Below are 15106 nucleotides of genomic sequence, written 5' to 3' on the forward strand. Positions count from 1 at the left end.
ACCGCGGGACGACGCCGTTTCCGCCCCGTGATCTACCGCGAGAGGAACACGCGGCGGAGGATTCCGGGCCGTGCCAGCGTCGTGGGTGGCTCGTTCAGCATGAGGACGTTCGAGAGGTGGGTCGCGACGACGGGGTCCGTGTGCGCGGTCCGGATCAGCCGGGAGAGCAACGGGTTGACGAGCCGCGTCCCGAACGGTCTGTCACCCTCGGCCTGCGGGAACTGGAAGTCGGCGCCGACCGTCAGCCGCCAGACGGTGTCGACGAGGTCCCCCACGCCGTCGAAGAAGCGGGCGGCCAGGTCGTCGAGCCCGCCCGTCGCGAGGGCGTGGTGGAGGTGGAGACTCTGCAGTGCGGCCACGGTCATCCCCTGCCCGTAGATCGGGTTGACACTGGCGACGCCGTCGCCGAGGACGACCAGCCCGTCCGGGAACCGGTCGAGCGCCTCGTACCGGCGGCGGCGGTTGGCGGGGAACGGGTACCGGTGTGCCGCCGCCTCGATCCAGGGGCGATCCGAGAGCACGGCCGCAATATCGGGAACCGGGAGGTCGGCCGCGTACGCCTCGAACTCGTCGGGATTGGTCGGCGGGTCGTCACCGTGGACGCCGATGAGCGTCACCGTCCAGCGGTCGTTCTCGACGGGGACGACCGTCGCTCCCCGGGTCCGCGGGTGCGAGGGCGGGACCAGGAATCCGCGGCGGTCGTCCGGCGGGCGCTCGACGGTGACGGTGGCGTAGCCCACGTCGACCAGGACCTCGCTGACCGGCGGGGGCGCGTAGCCGTGGTCGTCGAGCCAGTCGGGCGTTCGAGACGTGCGACCGGTCGCGTCGACGACCAGCTCGGCGTCCAGTTCGACCTTTTCGCCCGCGTGGGTCTCGGCCGCGACCCCCGTCACGCGCCGGCCGGCGTCGTCGGTGCGATAGTCGGTGACTCGGTGGCGATCCCGGAGAGTGATCGACGGTCGCTCGGCGACGTTGCGGCGCAGGACCGCCTCCAGCAGCGGCCGACTCGCACAGAGCAGCGACGGGGGCTCGTCGGGTGCGGTGACGAACCCGCCCTCGTCGTAGTAGGCGAGGTCGCGCCCGACGTCGACCTGGAGTCCACCGGCGTCCCGGACGTCGGCGGTCAGCCCCGGAAACAGGTCCTCGAGCGTGCGTTGGCCGGCCTCCAGCAACACGTGGACGTGATCGGCCTGGGGGACGTTCCGGCGGGCGACCGGTTCGGACGGGAGCGGGTCGCGCTCGACGACGACGACGCGCTCGAAGGCGTCGGCGAGGACGCGGGCCGCGATCAGCCCGGCGATGCTCCCGCCGACGACCACGGCCCGCTGGCCGACGGCGCCGGGGGCGTCGCCGTCGTACGGGGGCGTCGTCGCGAGCGTCATAGACTGGGGGTCCGCTGGATCCGGTCGGTCATCCGTCCGTCACTCCTCGCCGTCCGTGTGGATCTCGAAGCGTGCCCCGCCCTCGGGGCCCGACGTCACCGAGATCGCCCAGCCGTGCGTGTCGGCGACCTGCTCGACGATGGCCAGGCCGAGTCCGGTGCTGTCGCTCGCCGACGAGTGCCCGATCTCGAACACCTGGTCGCGCTCCTCGGGCGGGATCCCGGGCCCGTCGTCCGCGACGTAGAACCCGGTGCCGTCGTCGAGGTCGCCGATCCAGACCTGGGCCCCGTCACCGCCGTATTCGAGCGCGTTCAACAGCAGGTTCTCCAGGAGCGAGTGGAGCCGTTCCGCGTTCGCCTCGATGGTGAGATCCGTGTCGACGGTCAGTTCGGCGTTGCCCTGCTCGACGCTGTCCCAGCACTCGCTGGCGACCGCGGCCAGCGATATCGACTCGGTCTCCGCGGACATCCGCTCGTGTTTGGCGAACTCCATCAGCTTCTCTATCATCTCGTCGACGCGGTCGACGGCCCGCGTCGCGCCCTCGAGGTGTTCGCTGTCGAAGTTCTCTTCCATCAGTTCGAGGCGCGTGTTGATGATGTCGAGCTGGTTTTTGACGTCGTGAGACATGAAGCTCGTGATGTTCTCGAGGCGCGCTTTCTGCTCTGAGAGCTGCTCGTCCCGTTCTTTCCGCTCCGTGATGTCCCGGACGTTGACGAGGATGCCGTCGATGAGGCGGTCTTCGAGGAGGCTGTGGCCCCGCACCTCGACCCAGCGCCAGGTCCCGTCCGCGTGTTTCGAGCGGAACTCGATCGTGTGTTCCTCGTCGGGGTTCTGGACGACTTCGGTGACCTTCAGCATCGCCTCGTCGCGGTCCGCCGGATGCACGAGATCGTAGGCGACCTCGCCGACGAGTTCCTCCGGCTCGTAGCCCAGCACCCGCGTGACCGACGGGGAGATGTACTCGACTTCCCCCTGGGTGTTGACGACCATCACGTAGTCCGAGGCGTGTTCGAGGATCGTGCTGTACCACTCGGTCTGCTCTTCGACGGCCTTCTCCGCCCGGAACTGCGCCACCGCGTTCTCGACCCGGTTGAGCAAGACGGTGTACTGGTCCGTGCCGCCGCCTTTCTGCAGGTAGTCGGTGACGCCCGCCGAGATCGCGTCGCTGGCGATCTCCTCGCTGCCGCGGCCGGTAAAGAGGATGAAAGGGAGGTCCGGCCAGTCCTCGCGGACCGCCTGGAGGAACTCGATGCCGTTGCGCCCGGGCATGTTGTAGTCGCTGACCACGCAGTCGAACTCCTCGGCGGCGAGCCGTTCGAGGCCCTCTTCGGCGTCCCGCGCGACCGTCACCGCAACGTCCTCCCCCAGGCGCCGCAGCTGCTCCGCCGTCAGATCCCCGAAGGCAGAGTCGTCGTCGACGTGGAGCACGCGGATCTCCCCAGCCGAAGTGGCCTCCATCGTTCCCGACAGTACGTCCTGCGACATTTATACCCTCGTTCGGATTCGAACTGGAAAACGCCGGCGCCGACGCGACAGGCCCCCGAACCTCACCGGTTCTCGCTGCGTCGGTCGTCGCGTCCGGCGGTCAGCCGGTTCGACGCGTGAGCCGCTCGGGAGTATTAAGGGTCTGATCGTTCTTCTGGTTCTATATGTCTACTCGGGGACAACGCATCGTCGCGGATCTCCAGCGCGAGGACGTCACCGATCTACTGACCGAGATCGACGCCTACGAACTGCCGCCAGTCCTCGAGCAACTCGTCGAGGACTACCAGGAGCTGGAGTACTCGCGCCCGCCCTTCATGTGGAAGTGGGTCCACAAACTCGCCCCCAAGAACACGCTCCCCTGCGTGGACGACGAGCACGTCGACCTCGTCCCGACCGACAAGACGATCGCGATCCTCTTCGTCACGCTGATCGACGACATCCTCGAGAAAGGCGGTGATCGGGCGACCTTCCGACGACTCGCGCAGATCCCGTCGGACGCGGAAGAAGACGACGCCGAGGGTGGCGACTCCGACTACGTGGCGTTCACCCGGCGCGTGTGGGACACCCTGCTCGACCGAATCCAGCGCGGCCCGCATTACGATACCTACGAAGGCATTTTTAGATACGACGTCGAGCAGGCGATCAACGCGGTGGAGTACAGCGACTTCGTCATCCGGAACCCGGAGCTGGCGACCGTCGACGACCTCGTCCGCTACGAGTCCCACAACATGGTCATGTTCGCGTACGCCGACCTGGACCTGATGCACACCACGGGCGGGATCAGCGACGACTACGCGACGCTCCGGGAGGCCATCTGGGAGGCCCAGTTGATGGCGCGGATCGGCAACTGGCTCAGCACCTGGGAGCGCGAACTCGCCGAGGGGGATTACAGCTCCGGCGTCGTCGTGTACGCGCTCGAAAACGACGTCATCGACCCGGCCGACCTCGACGCACTGGAGGCAGGGGAGGTCACCGCCGACGCGCTCGCCGAGCGGATCCGGGCCGCCGACGTCGAGGCGGAGTTCTTCGACCGCTGGGATCACCACTACCGACTGCTGGAGCAGCGCAACGACGACCTCGAGACCATGGACCTGACGCCGTTCGTCGAGGGGATGGAGGAAGTGCTGCGGTACCACATGGCGAGTACGGGCCTCAAGTGAGAAGCGAGGGCGTTCGTCCGTCGTCGGTGCAGGGGGACGCGACGGTCCGGCTCAGGCGTCCTGTTCGTGGACCTGCTCCAGGACCGCCGACGCCGCGACGTCGACGACGCCCGCCGCCTCGAGCGTGTCGGCAAAGGCGTCACTCTCGTAGTACGCCAGGGCGTCCTCGAGGCGATCCGCGGCCACCTCCTGGAGGACGATCACCCGGTCCTCGTCGTCCACTGGTCGAAACGCTCGCGTGCCCAGCGAGCCGTGGGCCGCGCGTTCCGCGGCGTTTTCCTCGTGGTGGCGCTCCCAGCGGTCGTAGTCCTCGATCTCGTGTTCCGCGTAGACGTATGGCACTGCCGGCGCTCCGTACGCCACGCTCATAGAGTCGCGGGTCTCGGTCGGTCGTGGACCTCCGGTGAGACGGTCTAGTGGTCGTGGCCCTCCATCACCATCGGATGGCCGGTCGCGTAGTCGTCCGGCTTCTCCGCGAAGGTCTCCTTGCAGGTCTGCGAGCAGAAGTAGTAGGTCTCGCCGTCGTGTGTCGCCGCTGGTTCGCTGTCGTCTGTCCGCATGCCACAGACGGGGTCGCGGTACTGGCCGGGCGCACCGAGTCCACGGCGGTACACGTACAGGAGAAAGCCCGACAGCGCGAAGGCGAGGAGGTTGAGGTAGAACGTGTAGTTGAACTCGAAGTAGGTCTGTTCGGTCGCCGTCTCCCCGCCGGCCAGGTCCGGCACGATACCGAGAGCGTCGAACAGCAACTCCATGAGAAAGCCCGTAAAGGCCATCGTCACGAAGAAGACGCCGAGGATGTAGAGCATGATCTTCCAGCCGTAGTACTTCCGGTAGACGTTGAGAACGGGGACGGTGATGAGGTCGGCGTAGACGAAGGCGATGACGCCCGCGAAACTGACGCCACCGCCCCAGAGGGCGACGGCGAACGGGACGTTGCCCATACTGCCGACGAAGCTGACGACGGCGACGGCGACGCCCATGACCGCGTTCTCGGCGGTCACGAGCAGGCCGTCGCCCTGGAGGAACAGGGCGTTCCAGACCCACTGGGGGACGAAGACGATGACGAAGCCCGAGACGAGAAACCCCGCGACGACGTCCTTCCAGATCATCGACCACTCCTTGCGGTACTGGTTGCCGATCTTGTACCAGCCACCCCACGACAGGAGTTCGTCGCGCCAGCCGCCGCGACTCGCGGTCACTTGCTCGTAGGTCTCCAGACAGCCCGCCGAGCAGAATTTCAGCGTCTCGCCACCGTCGGTCGTGAGCGTATATCCGTCTTTGCCCTCCATCCCGCACGTGGGGTCTTCGGAAACGCCCGACTCACGGTCGCGCTCGGCGAGCGTCTCCCGGACTTCCGCGAACAGGGTCTCGGGGAGCGTGAGGTGGACGATGACGGCCATGACGGCGATGAGGACGAGGCCGCCGAGCAGTTCCGCGACGAGGAACTCCCAGCCCAGGAGAATGAGGATCATCAACCCGAGTTCGACGATGAGGTTCGTCGACGCGAACATGAACGCGAGGAAATTCACCGCGTGTGCCCCCTTCTTGAACAGGCCCTTCCCGATGGCGACGGCCCCGAAACTACACCCGCTGCTGGCCGCCCCGAACGCGGTCGCTTTCGCGAGTCCGCGCAGGTCCCCATCGCCCAGGATCTTGCCCATTCGCTCCTTCGAGACGTAGACCTGGACGAGACTCGTGATCGCGAGGCCCATGATGATCGCCCACGCTGCCGTCCAGAGGAAGCCGACACCGATGCGCAGGGCCTCGGTCACCCCCTCGAGTATCGTCGCCTGCATAGCCGTTATATCGTGTGGATCGGCTATTGCAGTTGCCCTTGCGATACGATTCCGGAGCGGAGTCTCGACTGTGGGTTCCAAAATCGAGCGCCCGTTTTCCAGAAGTTTCGAAGCCACAATAGCATTGAACCGTGGCCACGTACGTGACAGTGGAGACGGACTCACGGAGGACTCAGATGCAAGAAAACACAGACGACACGCGGTTGGTAACGATTCTCCTCGTCATCGTCGGTGCGTTCGTGATCGTCCCGATGTTCTTCATGGGCTTCGGGATGATGGGGGGCGGCCCGATGATGGGCGGGACGTGGAGCGGTCATATGTGGGGCGACGGGACGATGCCGGGCTGGATGCTCGTCGTCGGGATCGTGATGCAGCTCCTGTTCCTCGTCGCCCTGCTCGGCGGTGGCTACCTCGTCTACAGGGCAGTGACTGGAAGCGGGAGCGAGTCGGACCGGGCGCTCGAAGAACTCCGGCTCGCGTACGCTCGCGGCGAGCTAACCGACGACGAATACGAGCAGCGACGGGAGGCGCTCCAACGCGACAGGGACTGACGAGACGCTCGATCCGAGACACGGCAGCGGACTTCGAAGGGATCACCGGACGACCCAGCCAGCGCCCCGAGATACCGGTACAGCGGGCGAGCGGTTGCGCCCTAGGAGTCCCAGTGAGCGCGAACGAACGCCCGTCGCAGGACGGTCAGGAGCACGTACGTCTCGTACTTCTGGGACCGACAGTGCTCACAGGGCTGCATGTCCGCGACGATCTCCTCGATCGCGTCGTCGTACTCGCCCGTGAGCGTGGCGAGCGCGTCCGTGAGCTGGGGCTGGACGGCGTCGACCATCTCCTCGACGGCGGCGTCGGCCGAGTCCGGCAGCGAGTACGAGAGGACGATCGTGTTCGCGTGATAGTACTTCGTCGTCCCGCCGCGGCCCTCCTCGAAGCGGACGACGTCGACGAGGCCGGCGTCCCGTAACTCGTTGATGTGGTGGCGAACGGTGTTTTCGGTGCGGTCGATACCGCGGTCTGTGAGACGTTCGTGGACCTCCGACGCGGTCAGGGCCGCCTCGGACAGAATGTCGAGGATCATCGCCCGCATCGGTTCGTCGATGGCATCCGAAACCCGGGTGTCTCGGACCGCGATGTCGTCGAGGCGGTGATCGGTACCGGAGCTACCCATGCGATAACTGAGGGTGAGCACGCGGGAAAAGGTAGTGGGATGCGTGCGACGTGGGCCGCAATCGCGGAACCGAACCCGCGTGGCCCCGATAGCGAAAGCTCTAGACGACCCGTTTGACCGTTCCAACGCCCTATTCCGGTATTCAAACATATCATCTAAAAAATACTTATTCGGGTGCGGGCCGTATCTCGAACTGTAATGAGCGAGACGACCCAGTTCCGCGTCCTCGACTTCGACTGCCCCACCTGTGCCAGCACGGTCGAACGCGCACTCTCGAACGTCGATGGCGTCCAGCACGTCGAGGTCCACTACACGACCGGCCGCGTCGAGATCGAGTTCGACGACGGCGTCGCGGACCCCGACGCCTTCGCACAGACGATCGAAAGCCAGGGGTACACGCCCCAGCCCGCCTGATACCATGGATAGACAAGCGATCACACAGTACTACCGGAAACACCGGAAAGCCATCGTCACGGTAGCCAGCGGCCTCCTCTACGGCGGTGGCTGGAGCCTCGGCTCCCTCACGAGTTTCGACACGGCGGGCGCCGCCGTGCTCGTCCTCGCCACGATTATCGGCGGCTACGACATCGCAAAGACGGCCTACCACGAGGTCACCAACCGGACGCTCGGGATCAAGACGCTGGTGACGCTGGCCGCCGTCGGCGCCGTCCTCATCGGGGAGTACTGGGAGGCCGCGGCGGTGGTCTTCCTGTTCAGTCTCGGGAGCTACCTCGAAGGCCGGACGATGCGGAAGACCCGAAAGTCCCTCCAGGAACTGCTGGAGTTGACGCCCGACACGGCGACGGTGCGCCGAGATGGGACGCTCCAGAAGGTCCCCGCACGCGAGGTCGAGGAGGGCGAGGTCGTCGTCGTCAAGCCGGGCGGGAAGATCCCGGTCGATGGGACCGTCGTCGACGGCGAGAGCGCCGTCGATCAGGCGCCGGTCACCGGCGAGAGCGCGCCCGTCCACAAGGCCGACGGCGACGAGGTCTACGCCGGGACGGTCAACCAGGAAGGGGCGCTGGAGATCCGGACGACCGGGGCGGGGTCGGACACGACGCTCGAACGCATCATCCGCCGCGTCGAGGCGGCCCAGGAGGCCCAGTCGCCCACGGAGAGCCTCATCGACCGGTTCGCGAAGTACTACACGCCGGCCGTCGTCGCGCTGGCCGTCGGCGCGTTCGCGATTACGCAGAACGCGATCCTGTCGCTGACGCTGCTGGTGATCGGCTGTCCCGGCGCGCTGGTCATCGGGCCACCCGTCAGCATCGTCTCCGCCATCGGCAACGCCGCCCGGTCGGGCGTGCTGCTGAAGGGCGGCGACCACCTCGAACGCGCCGGCAAGATCGACCTCGTCGCCTTCGACAAGACCGGGACGCTCACGGCGGGTGAACCCACCGTCGCCGACGTCGAGGGGTTCGATACCGATGCGAGCGAGGTGCTCGCACTCGCGGCGACCGCAGAGAAGAAGAGTGAACACCACCTCGCGGCCGCCATCCTCGACGCGGCCCGCGACCGCCCGCCCGCTGCGACGGACGGTGGCGTCCCGGTCGCCCAGGCGGCCGACTCGGACGCCGGACGCCGGTCGATCCCCGACCCGGACGACTTCGACGTGATCGCCGGGAAGGGCGTCGTCGCCCACGTCGACGTCTCCGGCGACGCCGGAGGCTCCTTGGACGGATCCGACGGTGGCCACGAGGTCGTCGTCGGTAACCGCGCACTGCTCGACGACCGCGGCATCGACGTCCCCGAGCGTGTCGCCGAGTACGTCCGGGAGCGCGAGGAGCGCGGCGAGACGGTCGTCCACGTCGCGCGGCGGGCGGTCGGAGCGACCAGTGGGAGCGAGACCGCCGAACGCGCGAACGGGGAGCGGGCGACCGACCATGTGGAGGTCGCCGACAGTGCGAGCGGCGACGCCGCGAGCAGGGAGCGACCCGTGAGCGGCGATTGGGACGTCGTCGGCGCGATCGCGGTGCGGGACGAACTCCGGGAGGCCGCGCCCCGCGTCGTCGCGGCGCTCCGGGACGCCGGCATCGAGACGGTGATGCTCACCGGCGACAACGAGCGGACGGCCGCCGCGGTCGCCGACGAAGTGGGCAGGGAGGCCGGTGAAACCGGCCTCCGGAAACGTGGCGGCGCCGCCGCCACGCAATTCGACGAGTACCGCGCCGAACTGCTCCCCGAGGACAAGCAGTCCGCCATCGAGGCCTTTCAGGCCGACGGGCACGTCGTCGCGATGGTCGGGGACGGCATCAACGACGCGCCCGCGCTGGCGACCGCCGACGTCGGCATCGCGATGGGGGCGGCGGGGACGGACACCGCCATCGAGACGGCGGACGTGGCGCTGATGGCCGACGACCTCGAACGCATCCCGTACGCGGTCAAACTGAGCAAAGCGACTCGCTGGAACGTCCTCGAGAACGTCGGCCTCGCGGTGCTGACCGTGACCGTCCTCCTCGCGGGCGTGCTCACGAGCTACGTCACGCTCGCCGCCGGAATGCTGGTTCACGAGGCCAGCGTCCTCCTCGTCATCCTCAACGGGATGCGACTGCGCCGCTACTGACCACCGATACATCTCACACCATCCATGACAGCACACTCGACTGCGACCGACCCGACCGACACCGAAACCGACTGGCAGGTCGATTACGACGTCGACCCGATCGAGATCCGCGACCCCGTCGCGGAGGCACTCGGCGTCCTCGAACCGGGCGACCCGTTCGTCGTCACCTACAGGGACGCGGTGAAAGAAGCAGGCCACTCCTGTCCGACGGCGTCGGGCGCCTATCGGATCGTCCAGCTCGGACTCGACGCCCTGTATCCCGACGACTATCCGGTCCGAAGCGAGATCGAGGTGCAGGCGGCCGGGCCACGAGACGACGCCGCGTACGGCGTGATGAGCCGCATCGTCTCGTACGTGACTGGCGCGACCGAAGAGGACGGTTTCGGCGGGCTCGCCGGCGGCTACGGCGGCCGCCGCGACCTCCTGCACTTCGAGGCGTTCGACTCGGATACCCCGGACCCGACCTTCCGCCTCCGGCGAACCGACACGGACGAAACCGTCGAAGTGACCTACCACGTCGGAGCCGTCCCGGACGGCGGGCCCGCGATCGGGAATCTGCGGGAGATTCTCGACGGAACGGCGAGCGATCAGCAGCGGGAGGCGTTCGCCGACGCCTGGCACCGCCGCGTGCAGATCGTCCTCGTGGACGAGTCCCTGTTCACCGTCGAAACGGTGTGACCGACCGAACTCCGGGTCGTCGGCGGCCCGTCGGCTGGCAGCCTCGATCGATCATGAGAGTGGTCTGAACAGTAGCCGAGAATATGCTAGACTGGCTGACCAAGCAGCCAGCCGACCTGAGACACCCTTTTGTCCGACACTGGCCTGCCTGTGACTAGATGCCACGACCGACACCGGACTCCGTCCTGCGGGTCGACCTCACTGACCGGACCTGTGTCAGTGAGCCCGTGCCAGCGACCTGGCGACGACGGTATATCGGTGGCAAAGGACTCGGCGCTCGGTATCTGTACGCGGAACTCGGGTCCGGAACCCAGCCGCTGGGCCGGAACAACGTCCTGTGTTTCATGCTCGGGCCGGTGACTGGCTATCTCCCGGGCGAGCAGCGGTACGCGGTCGTCACGAAGTCTCCGTTGACGGGAACCTTCCTCGATTCCTACGCCGGTGGGACCTTCCCCGGAACACTCGCGGGTGCACTCGGAGACCACCTCGGGCTGGTGGTAACTGGCATCGCGGCGGAACCGGTCTGTCTCGTCGTCGAGGACGCCAGTGTGCAGATAGAACCGGCGGCGGAACTGTGGGGCAGTGAGACCAGTGCGACGTGTGCGGCGTTTCCCGACGCGTCGGTCGCCTGTATCGGCCCGGCAGGCGAACACCGTGTCCGATATGCGACCGTCGCGTCCGACGGTGGTGACCACCAGGCGGGCCGCGGCGGGGCTGGCGCGGTCATGGGAAGTAAACGGGTGAAGGCGATCGTCGCTCGTGGGGACCCGCCATCGGGGCTCGCTGATCTCCGTGCGGCCTACACGGAACGGTTCGCCGAAGACGCGGTCGGCCGCTGGCAGGCCGCGAGCGAGACGCTGGAATCGGCCGACTTCGCTGACGAAATCGGCGGACTCGCGACTCGTGGCTGGGAAGCGAGTCGCTTCGAGGGACTGTCCGACATCGGTATCGAGGCTGCCCGCGGGGCCGCCACCGAGCGCGAGCGCGACGACGAGTCGATTCCCGGGGGGTTCAGAGTCGAGACCGACGACGGAGACAGCGTCCCCAGGGGTGCCACGCAGATGACGCTCGGCGCCACGCTCGGGGTCGACGAGTTCGACGCCGTGGTGACGCTGGGTGACGCCTGTGACCGCCTCGGACTGGACGTCATCAGTGCCGGGAACGCGGTGGCGTGGGCCATGCTCGCCGCTCGGGACGGTGTCGTCGACCGCGACCTCTCGTTCGGCGACGCCGAGGCGGCCCGCGAACTGCTCGGCGAGATCGCGACCAGACGGACTGCGCTCGGCGACGTCCTCGCACTCGGCGTCAGAACTGCCGGTGAGAAACTCGGCGCTCCCGACCGAATCCCGCACGTCAAGGGACTGGAAGTGCCGTCCTACGACCCGCGTGGCGCGGCCAGTATGGCGCTCGCCTATGCCACGAGCGATCGGGGTGCCTGCCACCGTCGAAGTCGGCCGATCGAGCGCGAACCGTTCGCCGGTGCGGACTGGTCGCCCGGCCGGGCTGCAGCGGTCGTGATCGCCGAACAGAACACGCGATCTGTGCTCTGGAGTCTCGTCGCCGACGACTTCGTCGGTGCCGTGCTCGACGATCTGGGGTCGGAGTGGCTCAGGGCCGTCGGCGCTCCCGTCCCCGACGACCTGCTGCTCGCTGGCGAGCGGATCTGGACGCTCACCCGGCTGTTCAACCTCCGGGAGGGCTTCACGCGCGAAGACGACGCACTCCCAGCGGTCTTCACGGAACCGGTCGATGCGGCGACGGCGCAACCGGTCGACCCCGCGACGTTCGAGCGGATGCTCGACGCGTACTACGAGATGCGCGGGTGGGACACGGAGGGGCGTCCGACGGTCGAGACGCTGGCGCGACTCGACCTGCTGGATACGGTCGACGAGGAGACGCCCATCGGCAAGGAGCGATAGTCTTCGACGGAATTTCAGGACTTCCACAGACGCCACAGCGCCATGTACAGCGTCCAGCAGTCACAGTCGAAGCGCCCGGCCAACTCGCGGCAGGTGTCGAGGTGCCGCCCGTACTCTCGGACCGACGGCGGATCCGGATAAGGGCCTGTGAGTGCGTCGGCCCGTTCCAGGACCGTCCACTCTCGCTCCCCGATCACGATGCACGTCTCCGGCTCGATGAACTGGCGAAACGCCGAGGCGACCGGCACGTCCACGCCATCGAGATCGGTGAGTCGCTCGATGGCCGGCGCGTCCTCTGACGTGGCGACGGCGTCGTCGATGACTGCCCGAACGGTCTCGAACTCGTTTTCGGCGAACTCGGCTTCGATCCGCTGGCGCTCGTCGTGGGGGTACTCCCCGAGAAACCGCCGATAGTACCACCTGACGACCCATTCGGCGTCACGCCACCCGAACGACCCCGTCCGGAACATCTCGGGGAAGATATCGATCGCTTCCTGTTCGACCGGGTAGAGGGGCTCTTCCGCCCGGTACTGGGCCGCCATGGATTCGACGACCGAGCCGGTCAGCTCCATGGTGGCCAGTCGTCGGCTTCACCCCTGTGTGTTGTGCTAGCTGGAGTTTCATACCGTCACGCTCCCATATCTCGCCCGGAACGTCATCGTGTGTGTTAAAAACACTCATGCCCGTGCGCCGGTTCTATTTTATACGACGCGGCCACCGAGCCGCGAGAGACGGGGCCCAATCATGTCCAACGATCAGCAAAATCCTATCAAAACGATTTGCCCGTACTGTGGTGTCGGGTGCGGCATCAAGGTCAACCCCGGCGAGGAACCCGGTGACATGCGGTTCATGCCCTGGGCCGACGCGCCGGTCAACGAGGGCCGGATCTGCATCAAAGGCGGTGCGGCGACGGAAGTCGTCGATCACGAAGACAGGTTGACCGAGCCACTCGTCCGAGACGACGACGGGGAGTTCCAGGAGACCACCTGGGAGGACGCCTTCGAGCGAATCGTCGACGAACTCGAACGGATTCGCGAGCAGTACGGCCCGGACGCGATGGGCTTCTATGGCTCGTCGAAGGTGATGAACGAGGAGAACTACCTCCTCCAGAAACTCGCTCGTCGCTACGGGACGAACAACATCGACAACTGCACGCGGATGTGTCACGCCTCGACGGTGTGGGCACTGCGGCGGAGTCTCGGTGCCGGTGCGATGACCAACAGCATGCCGGATCTGGGAGACGCGGCCGACCTGTTCTGGATCCACGGCGCGAACCCGGCCGAACAGCACCCGATCGCCAACAGCCAGTACTTCCGGCAGGCGGTCCTCGACGGCGCGACCGTCATCCAGGTCGACCCCCACGCCAACAAGACGACCGAGTCCTTCGAGATCGAGGACACCGACCGGCACATGCACCTCCAGGTCGAACCGGGGACCGACATCCCCCTGCTGAACGTCGTTCTCAAGACGGTGCTGGAAAACGACTGGGTCGACGATGACTTCATCGACGAGCGGACGAAGGGGTTCGAGGATCTGCAGGCGACGCTCGAGGACTTCGACAAGGAGGAAGCCGCAGCGACCTGCAAGGTTCCGCTCGAAGACATCGAGGAGGCAGCCGAGAAGTACGCGACGGCCGACAACGCGGCCATCTTCACCGGCATGGGGATGAGCCAGCACACCTGTGGCGTCGACAACGTCCAGAACGAGATCAACCTGGCACTGATCACCGGAAACCTCGGCCGGCCGGGAACCGGTGTGAACCCGCTTCGCGGCCAGAACAACGTCCAGGGAACCTGTGACGTCGGTGCGATGCCGAACGTGCTCCCGGGCTATCAGAACGTCGACGACGACGATGCACGGGAGTCCGTCGAGGAGGTCTGGGGCTTCGAGATTCCCCCCGAGCCAGGGCTGACCAACGTCGAGATCTCGATGGCCGCCGGGGACAGCATTCACGGGCTGTACATCATGGGCGAAAATCCCGTGATGAGCGAACCCGACGCGAACGAAGTCGCCGAACGGCTGGGGCGACTCGAGTTCATGGTCGTCCAGGACATCTTCATGACCGAGACGGCGAAGTTCGCCGACGTGATCCTGCCAGCGACGTCCTGGGCCGAGCGCGGTGGCACCGTCACCAACACCGATCGGCGCGTCCAGCGGATGCGCCCGGTCGCGAAGGTCCACGACGACACCAGACACGACCTGGATATCGTCTCGGAAGTGGGGACCCGGCTGTTCGGCGACGACGCTGGCTTCGACTTCTCGGACCCCGAAGCCGTCTTCGAGGAGCTCCGGCAGGTCTGTCCCAGCTACCACGGGATGACCTACGACCTCCTCGGCGAGGAGGGCATCCAGTGGCCGTGCTACGAACCCGGCGACGAGGGAGACACCTACCTCTACGAGGAGGAGTTCACGACCCCGGACGGTCTCGGATACGTCGAAGGCGTGCGCCATCAGCCGCCGGCAGAGGTGCCCGACGACGAGTACCCGCTGCTCCTGACGACCGCGCGGCTCATCGAACACTACAACACGGGAACGATGAGTCGGCGCTCGCCGACGCTGAACCGCCAGCACCCGGAGAACTTCGTCGACGTCCATCCAGCCGACGCCGAACGGTACGGCATCGAGGACGAAGACGAGGTGACGATCAGGTCACGCCGCGGCGAGATCACGCTCACTGCGCAGGTCACCGACGACATCAAGGAGGGCGTGATCTGGACGACGCCACACTTCGCGGCCGCCTCCGCGAACAGGCTCACCAACGAGGTCCTCGACGAGCGGGCGAAGATCCCCGAATACAAGGCCGCCGCGGCCGAGATCGACGTCCAGATCGAACCCGCCGACGCCGGTGCCGAGGCCGACGACGACTGAGTCGGCCGATGCCGGCCGGCCGACTGCCAGCGTGCAACTACCTGGTGGCGACTGGCCATCGAATGAATTTAATTA

At 66.8% G+C, this 15106-nt stretch carries 13 protein-coding genes; 7 read left to right on the forward strand and 6 right to left on the reverse strand.

From position 1 onward, the window contains the following. Positions 1-32: 32 nt before the first annotated feature. On the reverse strand, positions 33-1382 hold the full coding sequence (locus U5918_RS09235) for an FAD-dependent oxidoreductase (protein WP_336001058.1): 1350 nt from the start codon (positions 1380-1382) through the stop codon (positions 33-35). A gap of 39 nt (positions 1383-1421) precedes the next feature. Then, positions 1422-2867 (reverse strand): PAS domain S-box protein, encoded by a 1446-nt coding sequence (locus U5918_RS09240; protein ID WP_336001059.1) that lies wholly within the window; start codon positions 2865-2867, stop codon positions 1422-1424. A 164-nt stretch (positions 2868-3031) separates the two neighbouring features. Here U5918_RS09240 and U5918_RS09245 point away from each other — a divergent pair, with 164 nt between their 5' ends. Then, the gene (locus tag U5918_RS09245; protein WP_336001060.1) at positions 3032-4027 is read left to right on the forward strand and encodes a terpene synthase family protein; all 996 of its coding nucleotides are present in this window, start codon (positions 3032-3034) and stop codon (positions 4025-4027) included. A 51-nt stretch (positions 4028-4078) separates the two neighbouring features. Here U5918_RS09245 and U5918_RS09250 read toward each other — a convergent pair whose 3' ends face one another. Beyond that, on the reverse strand, positions 4079-4369 hold the full coding sequence (locus tag U5918_RS09250; RefSeq protein ID WP_336001061.1) for a hypothetical protein: 291 nt from the start codon (positions 4367-4369) through the stop codon (positions 4079-4081). Between the two features lie 71 nt (positions 4370-4440). Then, entirely contained in the window at positions 4441-5826 is a 1386-nt protein-coding gene (locus U5918_RS09255) for a permease (protein ID WP_336001062.1), read from the reverse strand. Between the two features lie 176 nt (positions 5827-6002). Here U5918_RS09255 and U5918_RS09260 point away from each other — a divergent pair, with 176 nt between their 5' ends. After that, positions 6003-6377 carry an SHOCT domain-containing protein gene (locus tag U5918_RS09260; RefSeq protein WP_336001063.1) on the forward strand — a complete coding sequence of 125 codons (375 nt, stop codon included), beginning with the start codon at positions 6003-6005 and terminating at the stop codon, positions 6375-6377. Positions 6378-6478: 101 nt separating this feature from the next. On the opposite strand, the gene U5918_RS09265 is transcribed toward U5918_RS09260, so the two are convergent. Then, positions 6479-7003, reverse strand: coding sequence for an ArsR/SmtB family transcription factor (locus U5918_RS09265; RefSeq protein ID WP_336001064.1), 525 nt, complete (start codon positions 7001-7003; stop codon positions 6479-6481). A gap of 198 nt (positions 7004-7201) precedes the next feature. On the opposite strand from U5918_RS09265, the gene U5918_RS09270 reads away from it, so the two are divergent. From U5918_RS09270 to U5918_RS09285, 4 genes are all read left to right on the forward strand, one after another. Continuing rightward, a complete protein-coding gene (locus tag U5918_RS09270) occupies positions 7202-7417 on the forward strand; it encodes a heavy-metal-associated domain-containing protein (RefSeq protein ID WP_336001065.1) in 216 nt (71 codons plus the stop codon). A 4-nt stretch (positions 7418-7421) separates the two neighbouring features. Beyond that, positions 7422-9566: a heavy metal translocating P-type ATPase gene (locus tag U5918_RS09275; RefSeq protein ID WP_336001066.1), complete on the forward strand. Its 2145-nt coding sequence runs from the start codon at positions 7422-7424 to the stop codon at positions 9564-9566. A gap of 24 nt (positions 9567-9590) precedes the next feature. Then, on the forward strand, positions 9591-10244 hold the full coding sequence (locus U5918_RS09280) for a hypothetical protein (protein WP_336001067.1): 654 nt from the start codon (positions 9591-9593) through the stop codon (positions 10242-10244). Positions 10245-10402: 158 nt separating this feature from the next. Further along, positions 10403-12163, forward strand: coding sequence for an aldehyde ferredoxin oxidoreductase family protein (locus U5918_RS09285; protein WP_336001068.1), 1761 nt, complete (start codon positions 10403-10405; stop codon positions 12161-12163). 14 nt (positions 12164-12177) lie between these two features. On the opposite strand, the gene U5918_RS09290 is transcribed toward U5918_RS09285, so the two are convergent. Next, positions 12178-12735, reverse strand: a complete 558-nt coding sequence (locus tag U5918_RS09290; protein ID WP_336001069.1) for a hypothetical protein — start codon at positions 12733-12735, stop codon at positions 12178-12180. A gap of 172 nt (positions 12736-12907) precedes the next feature. On the opposite strand from U5918_RS09290, the gene fdhF reads away from it, so the two are divergent. Continuing rightward, entirely contained in the window at positions 12908-15031 is a 2124-nt protein-coding gene (fdhF, locus tag U5918_RS09295) for a formate dehydrogenase subunit alpha (RefSeq protein ID WP_336001070.1), read from the forward strand. Positions 15032-15106: the final 75 nt, after the last annotated feature.

The organism is Halorientalis sp. LT38 (genome assembly GCF_037031225.1).
Classification (GTDB): Archaea; Halobacteriota; Halobacteria; order Halobacteriales; family Haloarculaceae; genus Halorientalis; species Halorientalis halophila.